The organism is Kitasatospora sp. NBC_01287, from assembly GCF_026340565.1.
Lineage (GTDB): Bacteria > Actinomycetota > Actinomycetes > Streptomycetales > Streptomycetaceae > Kitasatospora.
Genome location: NZ_JAPEPB010000001.1, coordinates 5507602 through 5523979, shown reverse-complemented (window position 1 = coordinate 5523979; position 16378 = coordinate 5507602). Strand labels below are relative to the sequence as shown.

19 protein-coding genes are annotated in these 16378 nt (G+C 73.8%); 4 read left to right on the top strand and 15 right to left on the bottom strand.

Features of this window, described 5'->3' with window-relative positions; translation table 11 throughout:
* Positions 1–16 precede the first annotated feature (16 nt).
* On the bottom strand, positions 17–1648 hold the full coding sequence (gene groL, locus OG455_RS23935; protein WP_266296895.1) for a chaperonin GroEL: 1632 nt from the start codon (positions 1646–1648) through the stop codon (positions 17–19).
* Positions 1649–1778: 130 nt separating this feature from the next.
* Positions 1779–2084, bottom strand: a complete 306-nt coding sequence (gene groES / locus OG455_RS23930) for a co-chaperone GroES (RefSeq protein ID WP_266296893.1) — start codon at positions 2082–2084, stop codon at positions 1779–1781.
* 249 nt (positions 2085–2333) lie between these two features.
* Here groES and OG455_RS23925 point away from each other — a divergent pair, with 249 nt between their 5' ends.
* Positions 2334–2639 carry a hypothetical protein gene (locus tag OG455_RS23925; RefSeq protein ID WP_266296891.1) on the top strand — a complete coding sequence of 102 codons (306 nt, stop codon included), beginning with the start codon at positions 2334–2336 and terminating at the stop codon, positions 2637–2639.
* A 12-nt stretch (positions 2640–2651) separates the two neighbouring features.
* Positions 2652–3839 (top strand): class I SAM-dependent methyltransferase, encoded by a 1188-nt coding sequence (locus OG455_RS23920; RefSeq protein WP_266296889.1) that lies wholly within the window; start codon positions 2652–2654, stop codon positions 3837–3839.
* Here the strand turns inward: OG455_RS23920 and OG455_RS23915 are convergent.
* The 5 genes from OG455_RS23915 to tsaB form a co-directional block, all read right to left on the bottom strand.
* On the bottom strand, positions 3812–4726 hold the full coding sequence (locus tag OG455_RS23915) for a polysaccharide deacetylase family protein (RefSeq protein ID WP_266296888.1): 915 nt from the start codon (positions 4724–4726) through the stop codon (positions 3812–3814). The genes OG455_RS23920 and OG455_RS23915 overlap by 28 nt on opposite strands.
* A 78-nt stretch (positions 4727–4804) precedes the next feature.
* The gene (locus OG455_RS23910; protein ID WP_266296887.1) at positions 4805–5074 is read right to left on the bottom strand and encodes a hypothetical protein; all 270 of its coding nucleotides are present in this window, start codon (positions 5072–5074) and stop codon (positions 4805–4807) included.
* Positions 5071–6201: a tRNA (adenosine(37)-N6)-threonylcarbamoyltransferase complex transferase subunit TsaD gene (tsaD, locus tag OG455_RS23905; RefSeq protein ID WP_266296885.1), complete on the bottom strand. Its 1131-nt coding sequence runs from the start codon at positions 6199–6201 to the stop codon at positions 5071–5073. The genes OG455_RS23910 and tsaD overlap by 4 nt, the downstream gene beginning before the upstream one ends.
* A complete protein-coding gene (rimI, locus tag OG455_RS23900; protein WP_266300929.1) occupies positions 6194–6721 on the bottom strand; it encodes a ribosomal protein S18-alanine N-acetyltransferase in 528 nt (175 codons plus the stop codon). The genes tsaD and rimI overlap by 8 nt, the downstream gene beginning before the upstream one ends.
* A 38-nt stretch (positions 6722–6759) precedes the next feature.
* Positions 6760–7413 (bottom strand): tRNA (adenosine(37)-N6)-threonylcarbamoyltransferase complex dimerization subunit type 1 TsaB, encoded by a 654-nt coding sequence (tsaB, locus tag OG455_RS23895; RefSeq protein WP_266296883.1) that lies wholly within the window; start codon positions 7411–7413, stop codon positions 6760–6762.
* A gap of 143 nt (positions 7414–7556) precedes the next feature.
* Here tsaB and OG455_RS23890 point away from each other — a divergent pair, with 143 nt between their 5' ends.
* Positions 7557–8132: a hypothetical protein gene (locus tag OG455_RS23890; protein ID WP_266296881.1), complete on the top strand. Its 576-nt coding sequence runs from the start codon at positions 7557–7559 to the stop codon at positions 8130–8132.
* Here OG455_RS23890 and OG455_RS23885 read toward each other — a convergent pair.
* From OG455_RS23885 to OG455_RS23875, 3 genes are all read right to left on the bottom strand, one after another.
* Positions 8078–8266: a hypothetical protein gene (locus OG455_RS23885; RefSeq protein ID WP_266296879.1), complete on the bottom strand. Its 189-nt coding sequence runs from the start codon at positions 8264–8266 to the stop codon at positions 8078–8080. The genes OG455_RS23890 and OG455_RS23885 overlap by 55 nt on opposite strands.
* 97 nt (positions 8267–8363) lie before the next feature.
* Positions 8364–8861, bottom strand: coding sequence for a tRNA (adenosine(37)-N6)-threonylcarbamoyltransferase complex ATPase subunit type 1 TsaE (gene tsaE / locus OG455_RS23880; protein WP_266296877.1), 498 nt, complete (start codon positions 8859–8861; stop codon positions 8364–8366).
* Between the two features lie 208 nt (positions 8862–9069).
* The gene (locus OG455_RS23875) at positions 9070–9468 is read right to left on the bottom strand and encodes a hypothetical protein (protein WP_266296875.1); all 399 of its coding nucleotides are present in this window, start codon (positions 9466–9468) and stop codon (positions 9070–9072) included.
* Between OG455_RS23875 and OG455_RS23870 the strand changes: the two genes are divergently transcribed.
* Positions 9446–10201, top strand: a complete 756-nt coding sequence (locus tag OG455_RS23870; protein ID WP_266296873.1) for a hypothetical protein — start codon at positions 9446–9448, stop codon at positions 10199–10201. The two genes, OG455_RS23875 and OG455_RS23870, sit on opposite strands and share 23 nt — an antisense overlap.
* A 7-nt stretch (positions 10202–10208) precedes the next feature.
* Here the strand turns inward: OG455_RS23870 and OG455_RS23865 are convergent, their stop codons facing one another.
* The 5 genes from OG455_RS23865 to glmS are packed head-to-tail and all read right to left on the bottom strand — an operon-like array spanning position 10209 to position 16282.
* Positions 10209–11267 (bottom strand): alpha/beta fold hydrolase, encoded by a 1059-nt coding sequence (locus OG455_RS23865; RefSeq protein WP_266300928.1) that lies wholly within the window; start codon positions 11265–11267, stop codon positions 10209–10211.
* A gap of 59 nt (positions 11268–11326) precedes the next feature.
* Positions 11327–12517, bottom strand: a complete 1191-nt coding sequence (gene alr / locus OG455_RS23860) for an alanine racemase (RefSeq protein WP_266296871.1) — start codon at positions 12515–12517, stop codon at positions 11327–11329.
* A 5-nt stretch (positions 12518–12522) separates the two neighbouring features.
* Positions 12523–14025 carry an NAD(P)H-hydrate dehydratase gene (locus tag OG455_RS23855; RefSeq protein WP_266296869.1) on the bottom strand — a complete coding sequence of 501 codons (1503 nt, stop codon included), beginning with the start codon at positions 14023–14025 and terminating at the stop codon, positions 12523–12525.
* 10 nt (positions 14026–14035) lie between these two features.
* Positions 14036–14404, bottom strand: coding sequence for a holo-ACP synthase (locus tag OG455_RS23850; protein ID WP_266296867.1), 369 nt, complete (start codon positions 14402–14404; stop codon positions 14036–14038).
* A gap of 21 nt (positions 14405–14425) precedes the next feature.
* The gene (glmS, locus tag OG455_RS23845; RefSeq protein WP_266296865.1) at positions 14426–16282 is read right to left on the bottom strand and encodes a glutamine--fructose-6-phosphate transaminase (isomerizing); all 1857 of its coding nucleotides are present in this window, start codon (positions 16280–16282) and stop codon (positions 14426–14428) included.
* Positions 16283–16378 lie beyond the last annotated feature (96 nt).

Here is a 16378-nt window from a genome sequence, read left to right as displayed (position 1 = left end):
TACAGCCGGGTTCGCGTCAGTGCGAGTGGCCGTGGCCGCCGTGCGAGTGGCCGGCCGCGGCCTCCTCGTCGGCGGGCTTCTCCACCACGAGGGTCTCGGTGGTGAGCAGCAGCGAGGCGATCGAGGCGGCGTTCTCCAGGGCGGAGCGGGTGACCTTGACCGGGTCGATGACGCCGGCCTTCAGCAGGTCGCCGTACTCGCCGGTGGCGGCGTTGTAGCCGAAGCCCGCCTCCAGCTCGGCGACCTTGTGGGTGATGACGTAGCCCTCGAGGCCCGCGTTCTGGGCGATCCAGCGCAGCGGCTCGGCGAGCGCCTTGCGGACCACCGAGACACCGGTCGCCTCGTCGCCGGTCAGGCCCAGGCCGCCGTCGAGCACCTTCTGCGCGTGCACGAGGGAGGCGCCACCACCGGCGACGATGCCCTCCTCGACCGCGGCACGGGTCGCCGAGATGGCGTCCTCCAGGCGGTGCTTGCGCTCCTTGAGCTCCACCTCGGTGGCGGCGCCGACCTTGATCACGCAGACCCCGCCGGCCAGCTTGGCCAGGCGCTCCTGCAGCTTCTCGCGGTCCCAGTCGGAGTCGGTCGAGGCGATCTCGGCCTTGATCTGGCCGACGCGGCCGGCAACGGCCTCGCTGTCACCGGCGCCGTCGACGATGGTGGTCTCGTCCTTGGTGATGGTCACCCGGCGGGCGGAGCCCAGCACGTCCAGACCGGCCTGCTCGAGCTTGAGGCCGACCTCCTCGGAGATCACGGTGGCGCCGGTCAGCACGGCCAGGTCGCCCAGGATCGCCTTGCGGCGGTCACCGAAGCCCGGGGCCTTGACGGCCACCGCGTTGAAGGTGCCGCGGATCTTGTTCACCACGAGGGTGGAGAGCGCCTCGCCGTCCACGTCCTCGGCGATGATCAGCAGCGGCTTGGAGGTGCCGCCCTGGAGGATCTTCTCCAGCAGCGGGAGCAGCTCCTGGATCGAGGAGATCTTGCCCTGGTTGATCAGGATGTACGGGTCCTCGAGGACCGCTTCCTGACGCTCGGCGTCGGTGACGAAGTACGGCGACAGGTAGCCCTTGTCGAACTGCATGCCCTCGGTGAAGTCCAGCTCCACGCCGAAGGTGTTGGACTCCTCGACGGTGATCACACCGTCCTTGCCGACCTTGTCGATCGCCTCGGCGATCAGCTCGCCGACCTGCGGGTCCTGCGCGGAGAGCGAGGCGACGGCGGCGACGTCGTCCTTGCCCTCGATCTCGCGGGCGATCGAGAGCAGGTGCTCGGTGACGGCGGCGACGGCCTTGTCGATGCCCTTCTTCAGGGCGGCCGGGCCGGCACCGGCGGCGACGTTGCGCAGACCCTCGTTGACCAGGGCCTGGGCCAGCACGGTGGCGGTGGTGGTGCCGTCACCCGCGACGTCGTTGGTCTTGGTGGCGACCTCCTTGACGAGCTGCGCGCCGAGGTTCTCGTACGGGTCGTCCAGCTCGACCTCGCGGGCGATGGTGACACCGTCGTTGGTGATGGTCGGCGCACCGAACTTCTTGTCGATGACGACGTTGCGGCCCTTGGGGCCGATGGTCACCTTGACGGTGTCGGCCAGCTTGTTGACACCGCGCTCCAGCGAGCGGCGGGCGTCCTCGTCGAACTGCAGGATCTTCGCCATGATTCCGTTCCCTCGGGATATCTGCGTTACGTGACGTCAGGTGTACCAACAGCCGCGCCCCGGGCCCCTGTCACTGCTGACACGGATCCGGGGCGGGCTGGATGACGAACCGCGAGGCCCGCCGGACTGCTTACTTCTCGATGATGGCGAGAACGTCGCGAGCCGAGAGGACGAGGTACTCCTCGCCCGCGTACTTCACCTCGGTGCCGCCGTACTTCGAGTACAGGACGACGTCGCCGACGGTGACGTCGAGCGGAAGACGGTTACCGTCCTCGAAGCGGCCCGGGCCGACGGCCAGGACGACGCCCTCCTGGGGCTTCTCCTTGGCGGTGTCCGGGATAACCAGGCCGGAGGCCGTGGTGGTCTCGGCGTCGAGCGGCTGGACCACAATGCGGTCCTCAAGCGGCTTGATGGCAACCTTGCTGCTGGTGGTCACGTCCGAGCTCCCCTTCGGAGATTACGGGGTTGTCTATCAGGTAGGTGGCGACATCGGTGGCCTGCCGTCGCGGGGGTCAGACCGGTGTTGTCGCGTTAGCACTCCCCCTGGGGGGAGTGCCAGGAACGACCATAGGCCGCGGTTAGCACTCAGTCAACCAGAGTGCCAACGGCGCGCCCGCGGGACCGTCAGGAAGCCCGAGTATCCGTACTCATGTGCGGCAGCGGCGGGCAGGTCAGACTCGCCGGTATGACGATCCCCGAGCAGCAGCACCGGCCCGCCCCGACCCGGCAGCGCGACCGGCAGCTGGTCCTGGGCCTGCTGGCCCTCGACCTCGTCCTCGCCACGGGCTTCGTGCTGGCCGTCTTCTCGATGGCGAGCCGGGTCGGCGAGGACGGCCTCGACGGGCTGTTCCGCAAGGCCGCCGTCCTCTACTGGGGCTGCCTGGGCGTGACGGCCGCCAGCGGCCTGGTCTGCCTCTGCCTGCGGCGCCCGGGCGCCGCCGCCCTCCAGCTCGGCCTCTGCTGCCTCGCCCTGCTGCCGCTGCTGTCGTGATCGAATGGACGGGTGGAGACCGAGACCTTTGCGCAGCTGCTGACCGAGCCGGGGCGGCGGCTGCTGGACGAACTGCGCGCGTACGCCCCCGAGCAGGAGCTGGCCCTGGCCACCCGGCTGCGGCGGGAGCACCCGGCGGAGCTGGTCTCGGCGGCCCTGGGCCAGGCGCGGCTGCGCCAGCGGGCCGAGGCGAAGTTCGGGGACGACGCGCGGCTGATGTACTTCACGCCCAACGGGGTCGAGCAGTCCACCCGGCGCACCGTGGCCGACTGGCGGGCACGGCGCTTCGCCGCACTGGGGGTGCGGCGGCTGGCCGACCTGTGCGGCGGGATCGGCGGGGACGCGATCGCGCTGGCCAGGGCCGGCATCTCGGTGCTCGCGGTCGACCGGGACCCGCTGGCCTGCGCGGCCGCGGCCGCCAACGCGGCGGCGCTGGGCCTGTCCGAACTGATCGAGGTGCGCTGCGCGGACGTCGCCGAGGTGGCGCTGGACGGCTTCGACGCGGTCTTCACCGACCCGGCCCGGCGCACCGCGAAAGGCAGGGTGTTCGACCCCGCCGCCTACTCCCCGCCGCTCTCCTGGGCGATCGGGGCCGGGCGCGCCACCCGCTTCGGCGCGCTCAAGGTGGCGCCGGGGATCCCGCACGAGGCGGTCCCCGAGGACGCCGAGGCCGAGTGGGTCTCCGACCACGGCGAGGTCAAGGAGGCCGTGCTCTGGTTCGGCACCGGGCCGGCCACCGACGCGCCGCACCGCGCCACCCTGCTGCCGGGACCGCACAGCCTCACCGGCGGCCGGCTCCCCGATCCCCCCGCCGGGCCGGTCCGCCGCTACCTCTACGAACCGGACGGCGCGGTGATCCGCGCCCACCTGGTCGCCGAGGTCGCCGAGCGGCTCGGCGCCGCGCTGATCGACCCGATGATCGCCTACCTGGCCTCGGACCAGTTGGTGCCCACGCCCTACGCCCACGCGTACGAGATCACCGACGTGCTGCCGTTCAACGTCAAGAAGCTCAAGGCGCTGCTGCGGCAGCGGGCGGTGGGCACCGTGGTGATCAAGAAGCGCGGCATCGGGCTGACGCCGGAGGAGCTGCGCCGGCAGCTGAAGCCCGAGGGGCCGGGCTCGGCCACCGTCTTCCTGACCCGGGTCGCCGACGCCCCGACCATGCTGCTGGCTCAGCCGGCCGGCGGCGCCTGGATGTAGTCCTCCAGGCGCGCCACCGAGTAGCCCTGCTCCTGGATGCGGCTGAGCAGTTCGCCGAACATCTGGGTCATGGTCTCGCCCTTGAGGTCCTTGGGACCGCGGAAGTGGGCCAGGATGATGTCGCCGGGCTTCAGCTTCTTGTCGCCGGTCTGGTACTGCATGTCGTGGATCTGCATGGTCTCGTGCCACAGCACGATCGCCCGCGGGCCGCACTGCTGGACGGCGCTGTTCAGCGTCGGCGTGTTGGCGCCGTCGCCGTAGGGCGGGCGGAACAGGAACGGCGCGGCCCCGTACTGCTGGGTGAGCACCTGCTGGTCGCCACAGACCTCGCTCTTCTGCACCGCGGCGGACTTGGTGCTCATGGCCGGGTGGTGCAGCGTGTGGTTCTGGATGTGGTTGCCGGCGGCCTGCAGCGGCTTGAAGTAGCCGTAGTCGTTCTTGATCGCGTCGTCCATCAGGAACATGGTGACCGGGATCTTCAGGTCGCTCATCATCGCGATGAACTGGGGGTCCTTCTCCTCACCGTCGTCGATGGTCACGAAGACCACCTTGTCGGCGGTGGGGATGGCGCTGATCACCGGGACCTGGCCGGTCCTCGTGAGCTTGACCGGCTTGTCGGCGGGCGCCGCGGGCGCGGGGGCCAGCGGCTGCAGGTGCCACTTGGCCCAGGCGGCGGCGGAGACCTGCCCGTCGGCGGAGGGTGACGGTGAGGGAGAGGCCGCGGCGCCGGACGGGGCGGTGGCGGGCGGCACCGCCGCCGGCGAGGTGCTCGGCGGCACCGCCGCGCTCTTCCCGCCGCCACTACTGCCGCAGCCGCTGACCGTGACCGCCGCGATCAGGGCCAGGGAGCCCGCCGCGTACGTCGTACGCCGGCTCCTGTGGTTCATCTTCACGGCGTCCCGCTCCCCCACGTTGTTCTTCGCTGTTCTTCGCTGCTACTCGACCCGGGCTCTCGCCCCCGAACGCTACCGCGCTTCGACCACGTACTCACGGTGGAAGGCCCACCGGTGGACCGGGCGCGCCAGCAGCTCTGACGGCGGCTCAGGCGGCGCCACCGGCACGGCACCCGCCGGCCACCAGGTGATCAGCAGCACCCGGTCGCCCGGCGCGCTGAGCAGCTCCACCCGCTCCGCGGCGTTCGCGAGCGCCGGTACCGCGTGCTCGCGCACCCAGCCGAGCAGTTCCGCCCCGCGCCCCGCGACGGCCTTGGCCTCCCACATCGCGGCCTCGGTCACGCCTGGCCGCCGTCCAGCGCGCGGTAGGCCTCGCCGTGCACGTCGGCATGAGCGTGGCCGTGCGCGTGGCCGTGCGCGTGCGGCTCGCCCGGCACCGAGACCTCGGTGACCGGCAACGAGGAGTCCGCCGACAGGTCGAAGGCGGAGGCGGGCCGGTCGCGGCGGACCATCTCGGCGCCGAGTGCCGCGACCATCGCGCCGTTGTCCGTGCACAGGCCCGGACGCGGCACCCGCAGCCGGATGCCCGCCCGCTCGCAGCGCTGCTCGGCCATCGCGCGCAACCGGGAGTTGGCCGCGACCCCGCCGCCGATCATCAGGTGGTCCACGCCGTTCTCCAGGCAGGCCTTGACCGCCTTGCGGGTCAGCACATCGGTGACCGCCTCCTGGAAGGAGGCCGCCACGTCCGCCACCGGCACCTCCTCGCCGGCCCGCCGCTTGGCCTCGACCCAGCGGGCCACCGCCGTCTTCAGGCCGGAGAAGGAGAAGTCGAAGGCCGGGTCCTTGGGGCCGCTCAGCCCCCTCGGGAAGTGGATCGCCTTGCGGTCGCCCTCGCGGGCCATCCGGTCCACCACGGGACCGCCGGGGAAGCCGAGGCCCAGCACCCGGGCCACCTTGTCGAAGGCCTCGCCGGCCGCGTCGTCGATGGTGGCGCCGAGCGGGCGCACGTCGGCGGTGATGTCCGTGGTGAGCAGCAGCGAGGAGTGGCCGCCGGAGACCAGCAGGGCCATCGTCGGCTCGGGCAGCCGGCCGTGCTCCAGCTGGTCGACGCAGATGTGCGAGGCGAGGTGGTTGACGCCGTAGAGCGGCTTGTCCAGCGCCCAGGCGTAGGCCTTGGCGGCGCTGACCCCGACCAGCAGCGCGCCGGCCAGGCCGGGGCCGGCCGTGACCGCGATGCCGTCCAGGTCGCTCGCCTTGATCCCGGCGGTGTCCAGCGCCCGCTGGATGGTGGGGACCATCGCCTCCAGGTGCGCGCGGCTGGCGATCTCCGGGACCACGCCGCCGAACCGGGCGTGGTCGTTGACGCTGGAGGCCACCGCGTCGGCCAGCAGGGTGGTGCCGCGCACGATGCCGACGCCGGTCTCGTCGCAGGAGGTCTCGATGCCCAGGACGAGCGGTTCGTCAGCCATGGTCTTCCTCGGTCTCGTTCTCGGTCTCGTTCTCGGGTCCGGCGTCGTCGGGTCCGCCGCCGTCGGATCCGGCGTCGTCGTACCGGTGGTCGCGGCGCATCACCAGGGCGTCGATGTTGGCCGGCTGGTAGTAGCCGCGCCGGATGCCGACCGGCGCGAAGCCGAACCGCTCGTAGAGCCGCTGCGCGCGGAAGTTGTCGATCCGCACCTCCAGCAGCACCTCGGTGCAGCCCCGCCGGGCGGCCTCCTCGACCAGGTCGGACAGCAGCGCGGCACCCAGCCCCCGGCCCTGGTAGCGGTCGTCGACCCCGATGGTCTGCACGTCCGCCTCGCCGGGCCCGGCCATCAGGCCGGCGTAGCCGACGATGGCGCCGTCCTCGGTGGTGGCCACCGTGTAGTGGCGGCTGCCGCCCGGGTGGGCGTCGGCCAGCTCCGACCAGTACATCCCGGCCGACCAGGCCTCGTCGGGGAAGAGCCGCGGCTCCAGCTCCAGCACCGGCGCGATGTCCCACCAGCGCATCGGGCGCAGGGTGATCCGGGCGGTGCGCGTGCCGGCCGTCACGCCGGCAGCACCGCCTTGTAGCCCGCGGGCACCTGGGCGTCGGGGCGGCGCAGGTAGAGCGGCAGCGGCGGCAGCAGCTCGCGCCCCGCGGCGAGCGCACGCACCGCGAAGTCGGCCAGCGCGCCGGCCGACAGGTGCTCGGGGCCGTGCGCGCCCGGGAAGGTCTCGGGGTAGAGCAGCGCGCCGGCCCCGACCGAGACCTGGCGGACCGCCAGCTCACCGGGCCGGTCCACCGAGGGGCCCTCGACCCGGCTCCCCTCGGCGTCGTAGTCGGCCCAGTAGACCTCCTTGCGACGCGCGTCGGTGGCCGCCGTGAACGGCCCGGCCAGCCCTTCGGCGCGGGCCTGGTGGGCGATCGCGTCCAGTGTGCAGACACCGTGCACCGGCAGGTCGAGCGCGTGCCCGAGTGCGGCGGCGGTGGCCAGCCCCACCCGCAGCCCGGTGTAGGGGCCCGGTCCGACGCCGACCGCGAGCGCGGTCAGCGACCTCTTGTCCACGCCCGCCTCGGCGAGCACCCGCCCGATCGCGGGCAGCAGCAGTTCGCCGTGGCGCCGGGCGTCGACCTGGTAGGTCTGCGCCAGGACGGCCGTGCCGTCGTGGACGGCGGCGGTGACGGCGGGGGTAGCGGTGTCGAACGCGAGCAGCAGCACCCGTCCAGGTTAGAGGGTCGCGGCAGTCGACCCTCCGCTCCGGTGCCGTAGCCGGTGCGGAACACGGGTTCGCCGCATCCCGGAGCCCGCTCCCGAACCTGGCACGATGGGGCGCACGGCCCAACGAACGACGGGAGTGCGCGGTGGCGAAGAGGGGTCCTGCAGTCGCGGTCGCCGGTCTGACCCTGGGCGCCATGGCGCTGGTCACCCTGCTGGCCGTCCAGGCCGAGGGCTCCGCCCCCAGGGCCGCGGCCGCCCAGCCGCCGCCCAGCGCCGGCGCCTCGCCCGGTGACCAGGTCACGCCCAGCAGCACGCCCTCCCCCGCCGTGCCCGCGCTGCCCAAGGCGGCCGAGGGCGGCGCCCTGCGGGTGGTCTACTCGGTCAGTGCCAAGGAGGTGTGGCTGGTCGACCCGAAGAAGACCCCCGAGATCCAGGCCGCCTTCCCGGTGCAGCCCGGCTCGGCCAACCCGGCGCCGGGCACCTACACCGTCTACAGCCGGGCCCCCGCCGGCAGCGGGACCGACGGCAAGCAGATCGAGCACGTGGTCCGGTTCACTCAGCAGGGTGGTGTCGTCTTCGGCTTCAGCGCGGCGCTCGACGGCTCCACCGCGCCCCCCGACCCGAAGGTCAGGACCGGCGGCATCCGGACCACCAGGGCTGACGGTCAGACGCTCTGGGACTTCGCGCCGAACGGCACCCGGGTCCAGGTCGTCGCCTGAGACCGCTCGCCCGGCCGCGGCGGGGTGCAGACCGCCGCGGCCGCGGCGGTGGCCGCCAGCAGGCGGTTCATCGGCACGCGCCCAGCGACCTGGGCGGCTTCCTCGGTCGTGGTGACGGGGGTGCTGCTCTTCATGGCGGACTCCCTAGTTAGGTTCACCTAACTGCAAAGCCCATCCCATCACGTCGGCCCGCACCCCTGCAACATCGTACCGACACGGTGTCGGAAACCGTCAGCCCTCCAGCGCCGCCAGGTCGACCCCGGACCAGCGCCCGCCCAGCCCGGTCAGGCTCACCCGGCGCGGGTCGGCGTCCTCCTCCTCGGCGCCGCCGAGGGCGCGCTCGATCCGCACCTCCAGCCGGTCCGCCGAGAGGTGCTCGACCTTGCCCTCGCCCCACTCGACCACGACCACCGACTCGGGCAGCGACACGTCCAGGTCGAGGTCCTCCATCTCGTCCAGCCCGCCGCCCAGCCGGTACGCGTCCACGTGCACCAGCGCCGGTCCGCCGACGAGCGAGGGGTGCACCCGGGCGATCACGAAGGTCGGCGAGGTCACCGCGCCGCGTACCCCGAGCCCCTCCCCGAGACCGCGGGTCAGCGTGGTCTTCCCGGCGCCCAACTCGCCGGAGAGCAGCACCAGGTCGCCCGGCCGCAGCAGCCCTGCCAGCAGCCGGCCGAGCCCGGTCATCCGCTCGGGCGAAGGGATGGTGATGGTGGTGTGGACGCCCATGGTTCCTCTTGTTCTGCGGGGCTCTGCCGCCGCGCTGCCTGGTCGACTCTGAGCCAACCGTGCCACATCGCGGGCGGCGGGCGGCGCGAGGTGGTCGATTGGTCCGCGTACGGGTGGCGGTGCGGCTTTCCGCGCGGCGACAGCGGGAGACCCCGACGTGGCGGGGAGAGCCGTGGTCGCTATCGTCCGTGCAGCTCTTGCGAAACTTTCATGTAGCGAACCACCGGGGGGACTTCATGCGGATGCGTCTTGCCATGGCCACATCGGGCGGCGCCGTCCTGCTCGCCGCCATCGCCGGCCCGGCCGCCTTCGCCGACAGCGCGTCGCCGTCGCCGTCGCCGAGCCCGTCCACGGCCGGCATCTCACCCACAGGTACGCCCGGCGGCACCGTCGCACCGTCACCGAGCAGTTCACCGAGCGGCTCACCCAGTGGCTCGGCCGGCAGCTCACCGAGCGGTTCACCGAGCGGCGCGTCGAGCGGCGCGCCGAGCAGCCCGGCCGCCTCGACCACGAGCGGCGGCGAGCAGCCCGGCCCGGCCGACCAACCGAAGATCAGCTTCGGATCCACGCCGACCGGCGCGATCGTGTCCGGCGGCGATCCGGCCACGTTCGAGGTGACCTTCACCAACCCGAGCCGGCACGACCTGATCGCCCTGCCGGATCTCGTCCTGCTCGACAACTCGCAGAGCGTGGACCAGTTCAAGGTCGAGACCCAGGACGCCCAGGGCGCCTGGCACGAAGCCCTCGCGACCACCCACCACGGCGGGTTCCCGATGTGGTACCCGGTCGACCCGGGCCCCGCCGGAAAGCCGTGGCAGAACAGCCAGATCTTCCTGCCGCCCGGCGCCACCGCCACCTTCCGCCTCCGGCTGGCGGCCGACCAGGCCGTCCCGACCACCACCGCCGCCCTGCTGGTGGAGTGCTACGGGTCGCTGCTCGACTCCGACGAGAAGCCGATCGGCGAGGTGGGCACCAGCGCGACCACCACCTTGATGTTCAACGACCCGGACGCGAGCCCGACGGCCGCACCCACCACCACGGCGGCCACCGCACCCACCACCCCATCGTCGAACGCGCCGACGACCGCACCGGCAGCGCCGGCGGGCGTGCCGCTCCCGACCGCCCCGCCGACCACTCCCGACCCCGCCGCCATCGCCGCGGCCAAGGCCAAGACCGCCGTGCAGGCCGGCCCGACCGCCTCGCAGAGCGTCGGCGCCTCGCTCGCCTTCACCGGTGGCGGCGGCGGCAGCCTGCCGACCGCGCTGGGCGGCGCCGCCGCCGTGCTGCTCGGCATCGGCGGCCTGTTCCTGGTGCACCGCCGCAGGGGCGGCCACGCCTGACGGACCGTCACACGATGGAACCGCCGGCCCGGCGGATCAGCTCCGCCAGGCGGGCGTTCACCTCCTCCGGGCGCTCCAGCATCACCAGGTGCCCGGCCCCGGGGACCAGCACCAGCTCGGCCAGGGGCAGCGCCCGGGCGATCGCCTCGCTGTGGGCCACCGGGGTGAGCAGGTCCTCGGTGCCGGCCAGCACCAGCACCGGCACCCGTGCCAGCGCCGCCAGCGCCGCCGCCTTCTCGTGGCCGGCGAAGGCGGGGTAGAACTCGGCGACCACGTCGATCGGAGTGCTGTCCAGCAGTTGCTCGGCGAACCGGGCGACCGCCGGGTCGACCTCCCGGCCGTCGCCGCCGAAGGAGAAGCGGCGGTAGAAGACGGCGCTGACGTCCGAGCCCATCCGCCGGGTGGCCTCCACCAGGCCGACCTGGCTGCCCAGCAGCTTGACCACCCCGGGCCCCACCCGGCGCCAGACCTTCGTGCCGACCGGGGAGAGCCCGAAGGTCACGCTGTCCCACTGCCCGGCCGTGGTGCCGATCAGTGCCACCCCGGCGACCCTCCCCCGGCCTTCGGCCGGGGGTGCCCCCGCGCCGAACAGCTCCGGGTGCTGGTCGGCCAGCGCCATCACGGTCATGCCGCCCATCGAGTGGCCGACCAGCACGATCGGCCCGCTCGGGGCGACCGCGTCCAGCACCGCCTTGAGGTCGCCGCCCAGCTGGTCGATCGAGGCGGGCTGCCCGGCCAGGTAGGAGCGCGAGCGCTCGGAGCGGCCGTGGCTGCGCTGGTCCCAGAAGACCAGGCGCAGCTCACCGCGGAGCGCGGCCCGCTGGAAGTGGAAGGCGTCCTGGTTCAGGCAGTAGCCGTGGCAGAAGACCACGGTCAGCGGCGCGTCCTCGGGCCCGTCCAGCTCGACGTGCAGCGCGGTGCCGTCCGCGGCCGCCACGGTGCGCGAACGCCCGCGCAGCGAGCCGAACGGGGCGGCGGCGTCCAACCGCTCGCGGGCCCGTTTGCGGGCCCGGCCCAGGGTCAGGCGCTCGATCGCCACGCCCGCCGCGGCCCCGGCGGCGGCCATCCCGAGCGAGAGGCCGATCAGCCCGGCCCGGCTCACCGAGCCCCCGCCGGCCTCCTCGGTCACGGCCGCGCCCCGGACCCGCCCACGTAGCGGCGGGGCACCCGGGCGCTGATCCGGGTGACGATCTCGTACGCGATCGTCCCGCAGGCCCGCGCCCAGTCCTCGGCGGTCGGCTCACCGCGCTCGCCGCTGCCGAAGAGCAGCACCTCCTCGCCGACCTCCGGCACGTCCCCACCGAGGTCCACCACGAACTGGTCCATCGCGACCCGCCCGGCCACCGTGTACCACTTGCCGCCGATCTGCACCGGTCCGGTGCTGCTGGCGTGCCGCGGGACGCCGTCGGCGTAGCCCACCGGCACCAGGCCCAGCGTGGTCTCGCCCGGGGTGCGGTAGCGGTGGCCGTAGCTGACGCCGTGCCCGCCGGGCACCCGCTTGACCAGCGCCAGCCGGGCGGAGAGCGACATCACCGGGCGCAGCCCGAAGTCCGCCGGGGTGCCCGCCTCGGGCACCGGCGACACCCCGTACATCGCCAGGCCGGTGCGGACCAGGTCGTAGTGGCTCTCCGGCAGCAGCAGGGTGGCCGGCGAGTTGGCGAGGTGCCGGACCTCGGGGCGCACCCCGGCCCGCTCGGCCTGGGCCAGCATGGCGGCGAAGAGCTCCTGCTGGGCCCGGATCGAGGGGTGTCCCGGCTCGTCGGCGCAGGCGAAGTGCGACCAGATGCCGACCACCTGGAGCAACCCCTCGGCCTGCGCCCGCAGCGCGGCGGCCACCAGCTCGGGCCAGTCGTGCGGCTGGCAGCCGTTGCGGCCCAGGCCCGTGTCGGCCTTCAGGTGGACCCGGGCCGGCACGCCGGTGGCGCGCACCGCGTCGACCAGCTCGGTGAGCGCCCACAGTGCGCTGACGGAGATGTCGATGCCGGCCCGCACCGCCTGGGCGAAGGGGCCGCCGGGTGTCCACAGCCAGCACAGGATCCGGGCCTGCTCGGGGGCGATGCCGGCGGCACGCAGCGCCAGCGCCTCCTCGGGGGTGGCGGTGCCGAGCCAGCGCACCCCGGCGGCCAGCGCCTCCAGCGCGCAGGGCAGCGCGCCGTGCCCGTAGGCGTCCGCCTTGACCACGGCCATCACGGCGGCGCCCGGCGCCCGCTCACGCAGCGCGGCGAGGTTGCCGCGCAGCGCGGCCAGGTCGATGGTCGCCTCGGCGGGCAGTCCTTCGGCGAGCATGGTGGTCCCGGTCGTCTTCGCAGTTGTCATCGGGTTCAGTCTCCCAGACCTGCGCGCCGGGCCGCCCGGCCCCCCTGCGCGGCGTCCCGCCAGGCGGCGGGCAGCGCGGCCGCGATCTCGCTCGCGGTGACCGGCGCGCCCACCGGTCCGCCCGCCGGTCCGCCCGCCGGTCCGCCCGCCGGTCCGCCCGCCGCCAAGCGGCCGGCCAGCCCGTGCAGGTAGGCGGCGGCCGGCGCGGCGTCGAAGGGCGGCAGGCCGGCGGCGAGCAGCGCGCCGGCCAGGCCCGCCAGCACGTCGCCGCTGCCCGCGGTGGCCAGCCAGGCGGTGCCGGTGGAGTTCACCCGGGTGGTGCCGTCCGGCCGGGCGACGACCGTGGTCGAGCCCTTGAGCAGCACGGTGGCCCCGTAGCGGGCGGCCAGCTCGCGGGCGTGCCGCAGCCGGGCGGCGGCCACCTGGTCGGCGCTGACCTGGCCGCCGAGCAGTCGGGCCGCCTCGCCCGCGTGCGGGGTGAGCAGGGTGGGCGCGGTGCGGTCGGCCAGCGCCCGCGGCCCGCGGCGGGCCAGCTCGGTCAGGCCGTCCGCGTCCACCAGCACCGGCACGTCGGCGGCCAGCGCGTCGTCCAGCGCCTCGCCGACGTCGTCACCGGAGCCGGGGCCGACCACCCAGGCCTGCACCCGCCCGGCGGTGAGCAGGACCTCGGGGTGGCGGCGGACCACCTCCTCGGCCGGGCGGCCCTGGTAGCGGACCGCGCCGGCCCCGCCGTGCAGCGCCCCGGCGACGGCGAGCAGCGCGGCGCCCGGGTAGCGCTCGGAGCCGGCCAGCAGCCCGACCACGCCGCGCCGGTACTTGTCGCTCTCGGCCCCCGGCCGGGGCAGCAGCTCGGCCAGGTCGTCGTGCTGCAGGGCCTGGACGGGCGCGGCGGGCGGCCGCAGCCCGATCGGCACCAGCTGCACGGCACCGGCGTACTCGGCGCCCGGGTCGATCAGCAGGCCGGGCTTGCAGGTGCCGAAGGTGACGGTCAGATCGGCTCGCAGCGCGACCCCGGACACCTCCCCGGTGTCGGCGTCCACCCCGCTGGGCAGGTCCACCGCGACCAGCGCGCCGCGGCGCGCCGCGCGGGCGTAGGGCTCGGCGGCCGGGCGCAGCGGCCCGGTGCCGCCGATCCCGACGATGCCGTCCAGGATCAGGTCCGCGCGGCGGAAGGCGGCCAGGCCGGCGTCCTGATCGGCCGTCACCCGGCCGCCCGCCGCCCGCAGCGCGGCCAGCGCCGCGGGGTGCGCCCGCTCGGGGCTGAGCAGCACGGCGGTCACCGCGGCCCCGCGCCGGGCCAGCCGGGCGCCGGCGAAGAGCGCGTCACCGCCGTTGTCGCCGCTGCCCGCGAGCACCAGGACCCGGCTGCCGTAGACCCGGCCGCTGCCGCGGGTCAGCAGCCGGGCGCAGGTGGCGGCGAGGCCGGCCACCGCCCGGTCCATCAGCGGTTGCCCGGCGAGTTCGGCCTCGGCGGCCCTGACCTGTGCGACGGTGTGAGCTAGGCGCATACCCTCGAAGCTACCCCTCGGCGATGACCACCGCCGAGGCCACGCCCGCGTCATGGCTCAGCGACAGGTGCCAGGAGCGCACCCCGAGTTCGGCCGCGCGGGCCGCCACCGTGCCGCGCACGTGCAGGGTCGGCCGGCCCGAGGGCTCGCTGCGCACCTCGGCGTCGTGCCAGTCCAGCCCGGCCGGCGCCCCCAGTGCCTTGGCCAGTGCCTCCTTGGCCGCGAAGCGGGCGGCCAAGGAGGCGGCCGAGCGCTGCTGGCCCGAGGGCAGCAGCCGCTCGGCCGCGGTGAAGAGCCGGTCACCGAGGGCCGGCGTGCGCGCCAGTGCCTCGGTGAACCGGTCGATCGAGGCGACGTCGATACCCACTCCGATGATCACCCGACCGACGATAACGGCTGGCTACTCGACCGTGACCGACTTCGCCAGGTTCCGCGGCTGGTCCACCTCGTGGCCCTTGGCGGTGGCCAGCTCGCAGGCGAAGACCTGCAGCGGCACGGTGGAGACCAGCGGCTGGAGCAGCGTCGGGGTGACCGGGATCCGGATCAGGTGGTCGGCGTAGGGCACCACCGTTTCGTCCCCCTCCTCCGCGATCACGATGGTGCGGGCACCGCGGGCGCGGATCTCCTGGATGTTGGAGACGATCTTGTCGTGCAGGATCGACCGCCCGCGCGGCGAGGGCACCACCACCACGACCGGCAGGCCCTCCTCGATCAGCGCGATCGGACCGTGCTTGAGCTCGCCCGCCGCGAAGCCCTCGGCGTGCATGTACGCCAGCTCCTTGAGCTTGAGCGCACCCTCCAGCGCCACCGGGAACCCGACGTGCCGGCCCAGGAAGAGCACCGACTTGGCGTCGGCGAGCGAGCGGGCCAGCTCGCGCACCGGCTCCATGGTCAGCAGCACCTGCTCGACCTGCTTCGGCGCGTCGGAGAGCTCCTTGATGACGGCCGAGATCTCGTCGCCCCACTTGGTGCCGCGCACCTGGCCCAGGTAGAGCGCCACCAGGTAGCAGGCGACCAGCTGGGTGAGGAAGGCCTTGGTGGAGGCGACCGCCACCTCGGGTCCCGCGTGGGTGTAGAGCACCGCGTCCGACTCGCGCGGGATGGTCGAGCCGTTGGTGTTGCAGATCGCCAGCACCCGCGCGCCCTGCTCGCGGGCGTGCCGCAGCGCCATCAGGGTGTCCATCGTCTCGCCGGACTGGGAGATGGCGATCACCAGGGTGCGGTCGTCCAGGATCGGGTCCCGGTAGCGGAACTCCGAGGCGACCTCGACCTCGCACGGGATCCGGGTCCAGTGCTCGATCGCGTACTTGGCGATCATCCCGGCGTGGAAGGCGGTGCCGCAGGCCACGATGACGACCTTGTCGACCTCGCGCAGCACCGAGTCGGGGATCCGCACCTCGTCCAGGGTCAGCCGCCCGTCGGTGCCGATCCGGCCGAGCAGGGTGTCGGCGACCGCCTTCGGCTGCTCGGCGATCTCCTTGAGCATGAAGTAGTCGTAGCCGTCCTTCTCGGCGGCCGAGGCGTCCCAGTCCACGTGGTACTCGCGGACCTCGACCGGGGTGCCGTGAAAGTCCGTCACGGTGACCGCGTCGGCGTGCAGTTCGACCACCTGGTCCTGGCCCAGCTCGATCGCCTCGCGGGTGTGCGCGATGAAGGCGGACACGTCGGAGGCGAGGAAGTTCTCGCCCACCCCGCGCCCGACCACCAGCGGCGAGTTGCGCCGGGCGCCGACCACCGTGCCGGGCGCGTCCGCGTGCACCGCGACCAGGGTGAACGCGCCGTCCAGCCGGCGGCACACGGTCCGCATCGCCTCGGCCAGGTCGCCGTCGTAGGCCTCGGCCAGCAGGTGCGCCACCACCTCGGTGTCGGTCTCCGAGCGCAGCGTGTGGCCGCGGTCGGCCAGCTCGGCGCGGAGCTGGGCGAAGTTCTCGATGATGCCGTTGTGGACCACCGCGACCTTGCGGTGGTCGTCCAGATGAGGGTGGGCGTTGGCGTCGGTGGGTCCGCCGTGGGTGGCCCAGCGGGTGTGGCCGATGCCGGCGGTGCCGCCGGGAAGAGGGGTCTCGGCGAGGGCCTTCTCGAGGTTCACGAGCTTGCCGGCCCGCTTGTCGGTGGCGAGAGCCCACTGCCCGGTGGGGTCCGCCGTCAGAATGGCCACACCGGCCGAGTCGTACCCTCGGTACTCCAGGCGCTGCAGCCCTGCGATCACTACGTCGAGTGCGGGCTGAGAGCCCACGTATCCAATAATTCCGCACATAAATGTCAGCATAAGGGCGCTTCCTGATCAGAAGCGGCGCTTGAGTTTCACTGGGGCCACCCTTGGGGCAACAGCTCGTGACCGACACCACAGCGC

Coding starts and splice junctions, on each gene's coding strand:
- tsaD (WP_266296885.1), bottom strand. CDS start 6,201: ATGGCTGACGAACCGCTCGTCCTGGGCATCGAGACCTCCTGCGACGAG.
- OG455_RS23865 (WP_266300928.1), bottom strand. CDS start 11,267: ATGGCCGCCGCCGGGGCCGCGGCGGGCGTGGCGATCGAGCGCCTGACC.
- OG455_RS23885 (WP_266296879.1), bottom strand. CDS start 8,266: ATGAAGAGCAGCACCCCCGTCACCACGACCGAGGAAGCCGCCCAGGTC.
- OG455_RS23915 (WP_266296888.1), bottom strand. CDS start 4,726: ATGAACCACAGGAGCCGGCGTACGACGTACGCGGCGGGCTCCCTGGCC.
- OG455_RS23925 (WP_266296891.1), top strand. CDS start 2,334: ATGACGATCCCCGAGCAGCAGCACCGGCCCGCCCCGACCCGGCAGCGC.
- rimI (WP_266300929.1), bottom strand. CDS start 6,721: ATGCGCTGGTGGGACATCGCGCCGGTGCTGGAGCTGGAGCCGCGGCTC.
- groL (WP_266296895.1), bottom strand. CDS start 1,648: ATGGCGAAGATCCTGCAGTTCGACGAGGACGCCCGCCGCTCGCTGGAG.
- glmS (WP_266296865.1), bottom strand. CDS start 16,282: ATGTGCGGAATTATTGGATACGTGGGCTCTCAGCCCGCACTCGACGTA.
- alr (WP_266296871.1), bottom strand. CDS start 12,517: ATGACAACTGCGAAGACGACCGGGACCACCATGCTCGCCGAAGGACTG.
- tsaE (WP_266296877.1), bottom strand. CDS start 8,861: ATGGGCGTCCACACCACCATCACCATCCCTTCGCCCGAGCGGATGACC.
- OG455_RS23855 (WP_266296869.1), bottom strand. CDS start 14,025: ATGCGCCTAGCTCACACCGTCGCACAGGTCAGGGCCGCCGAGGCCGAA.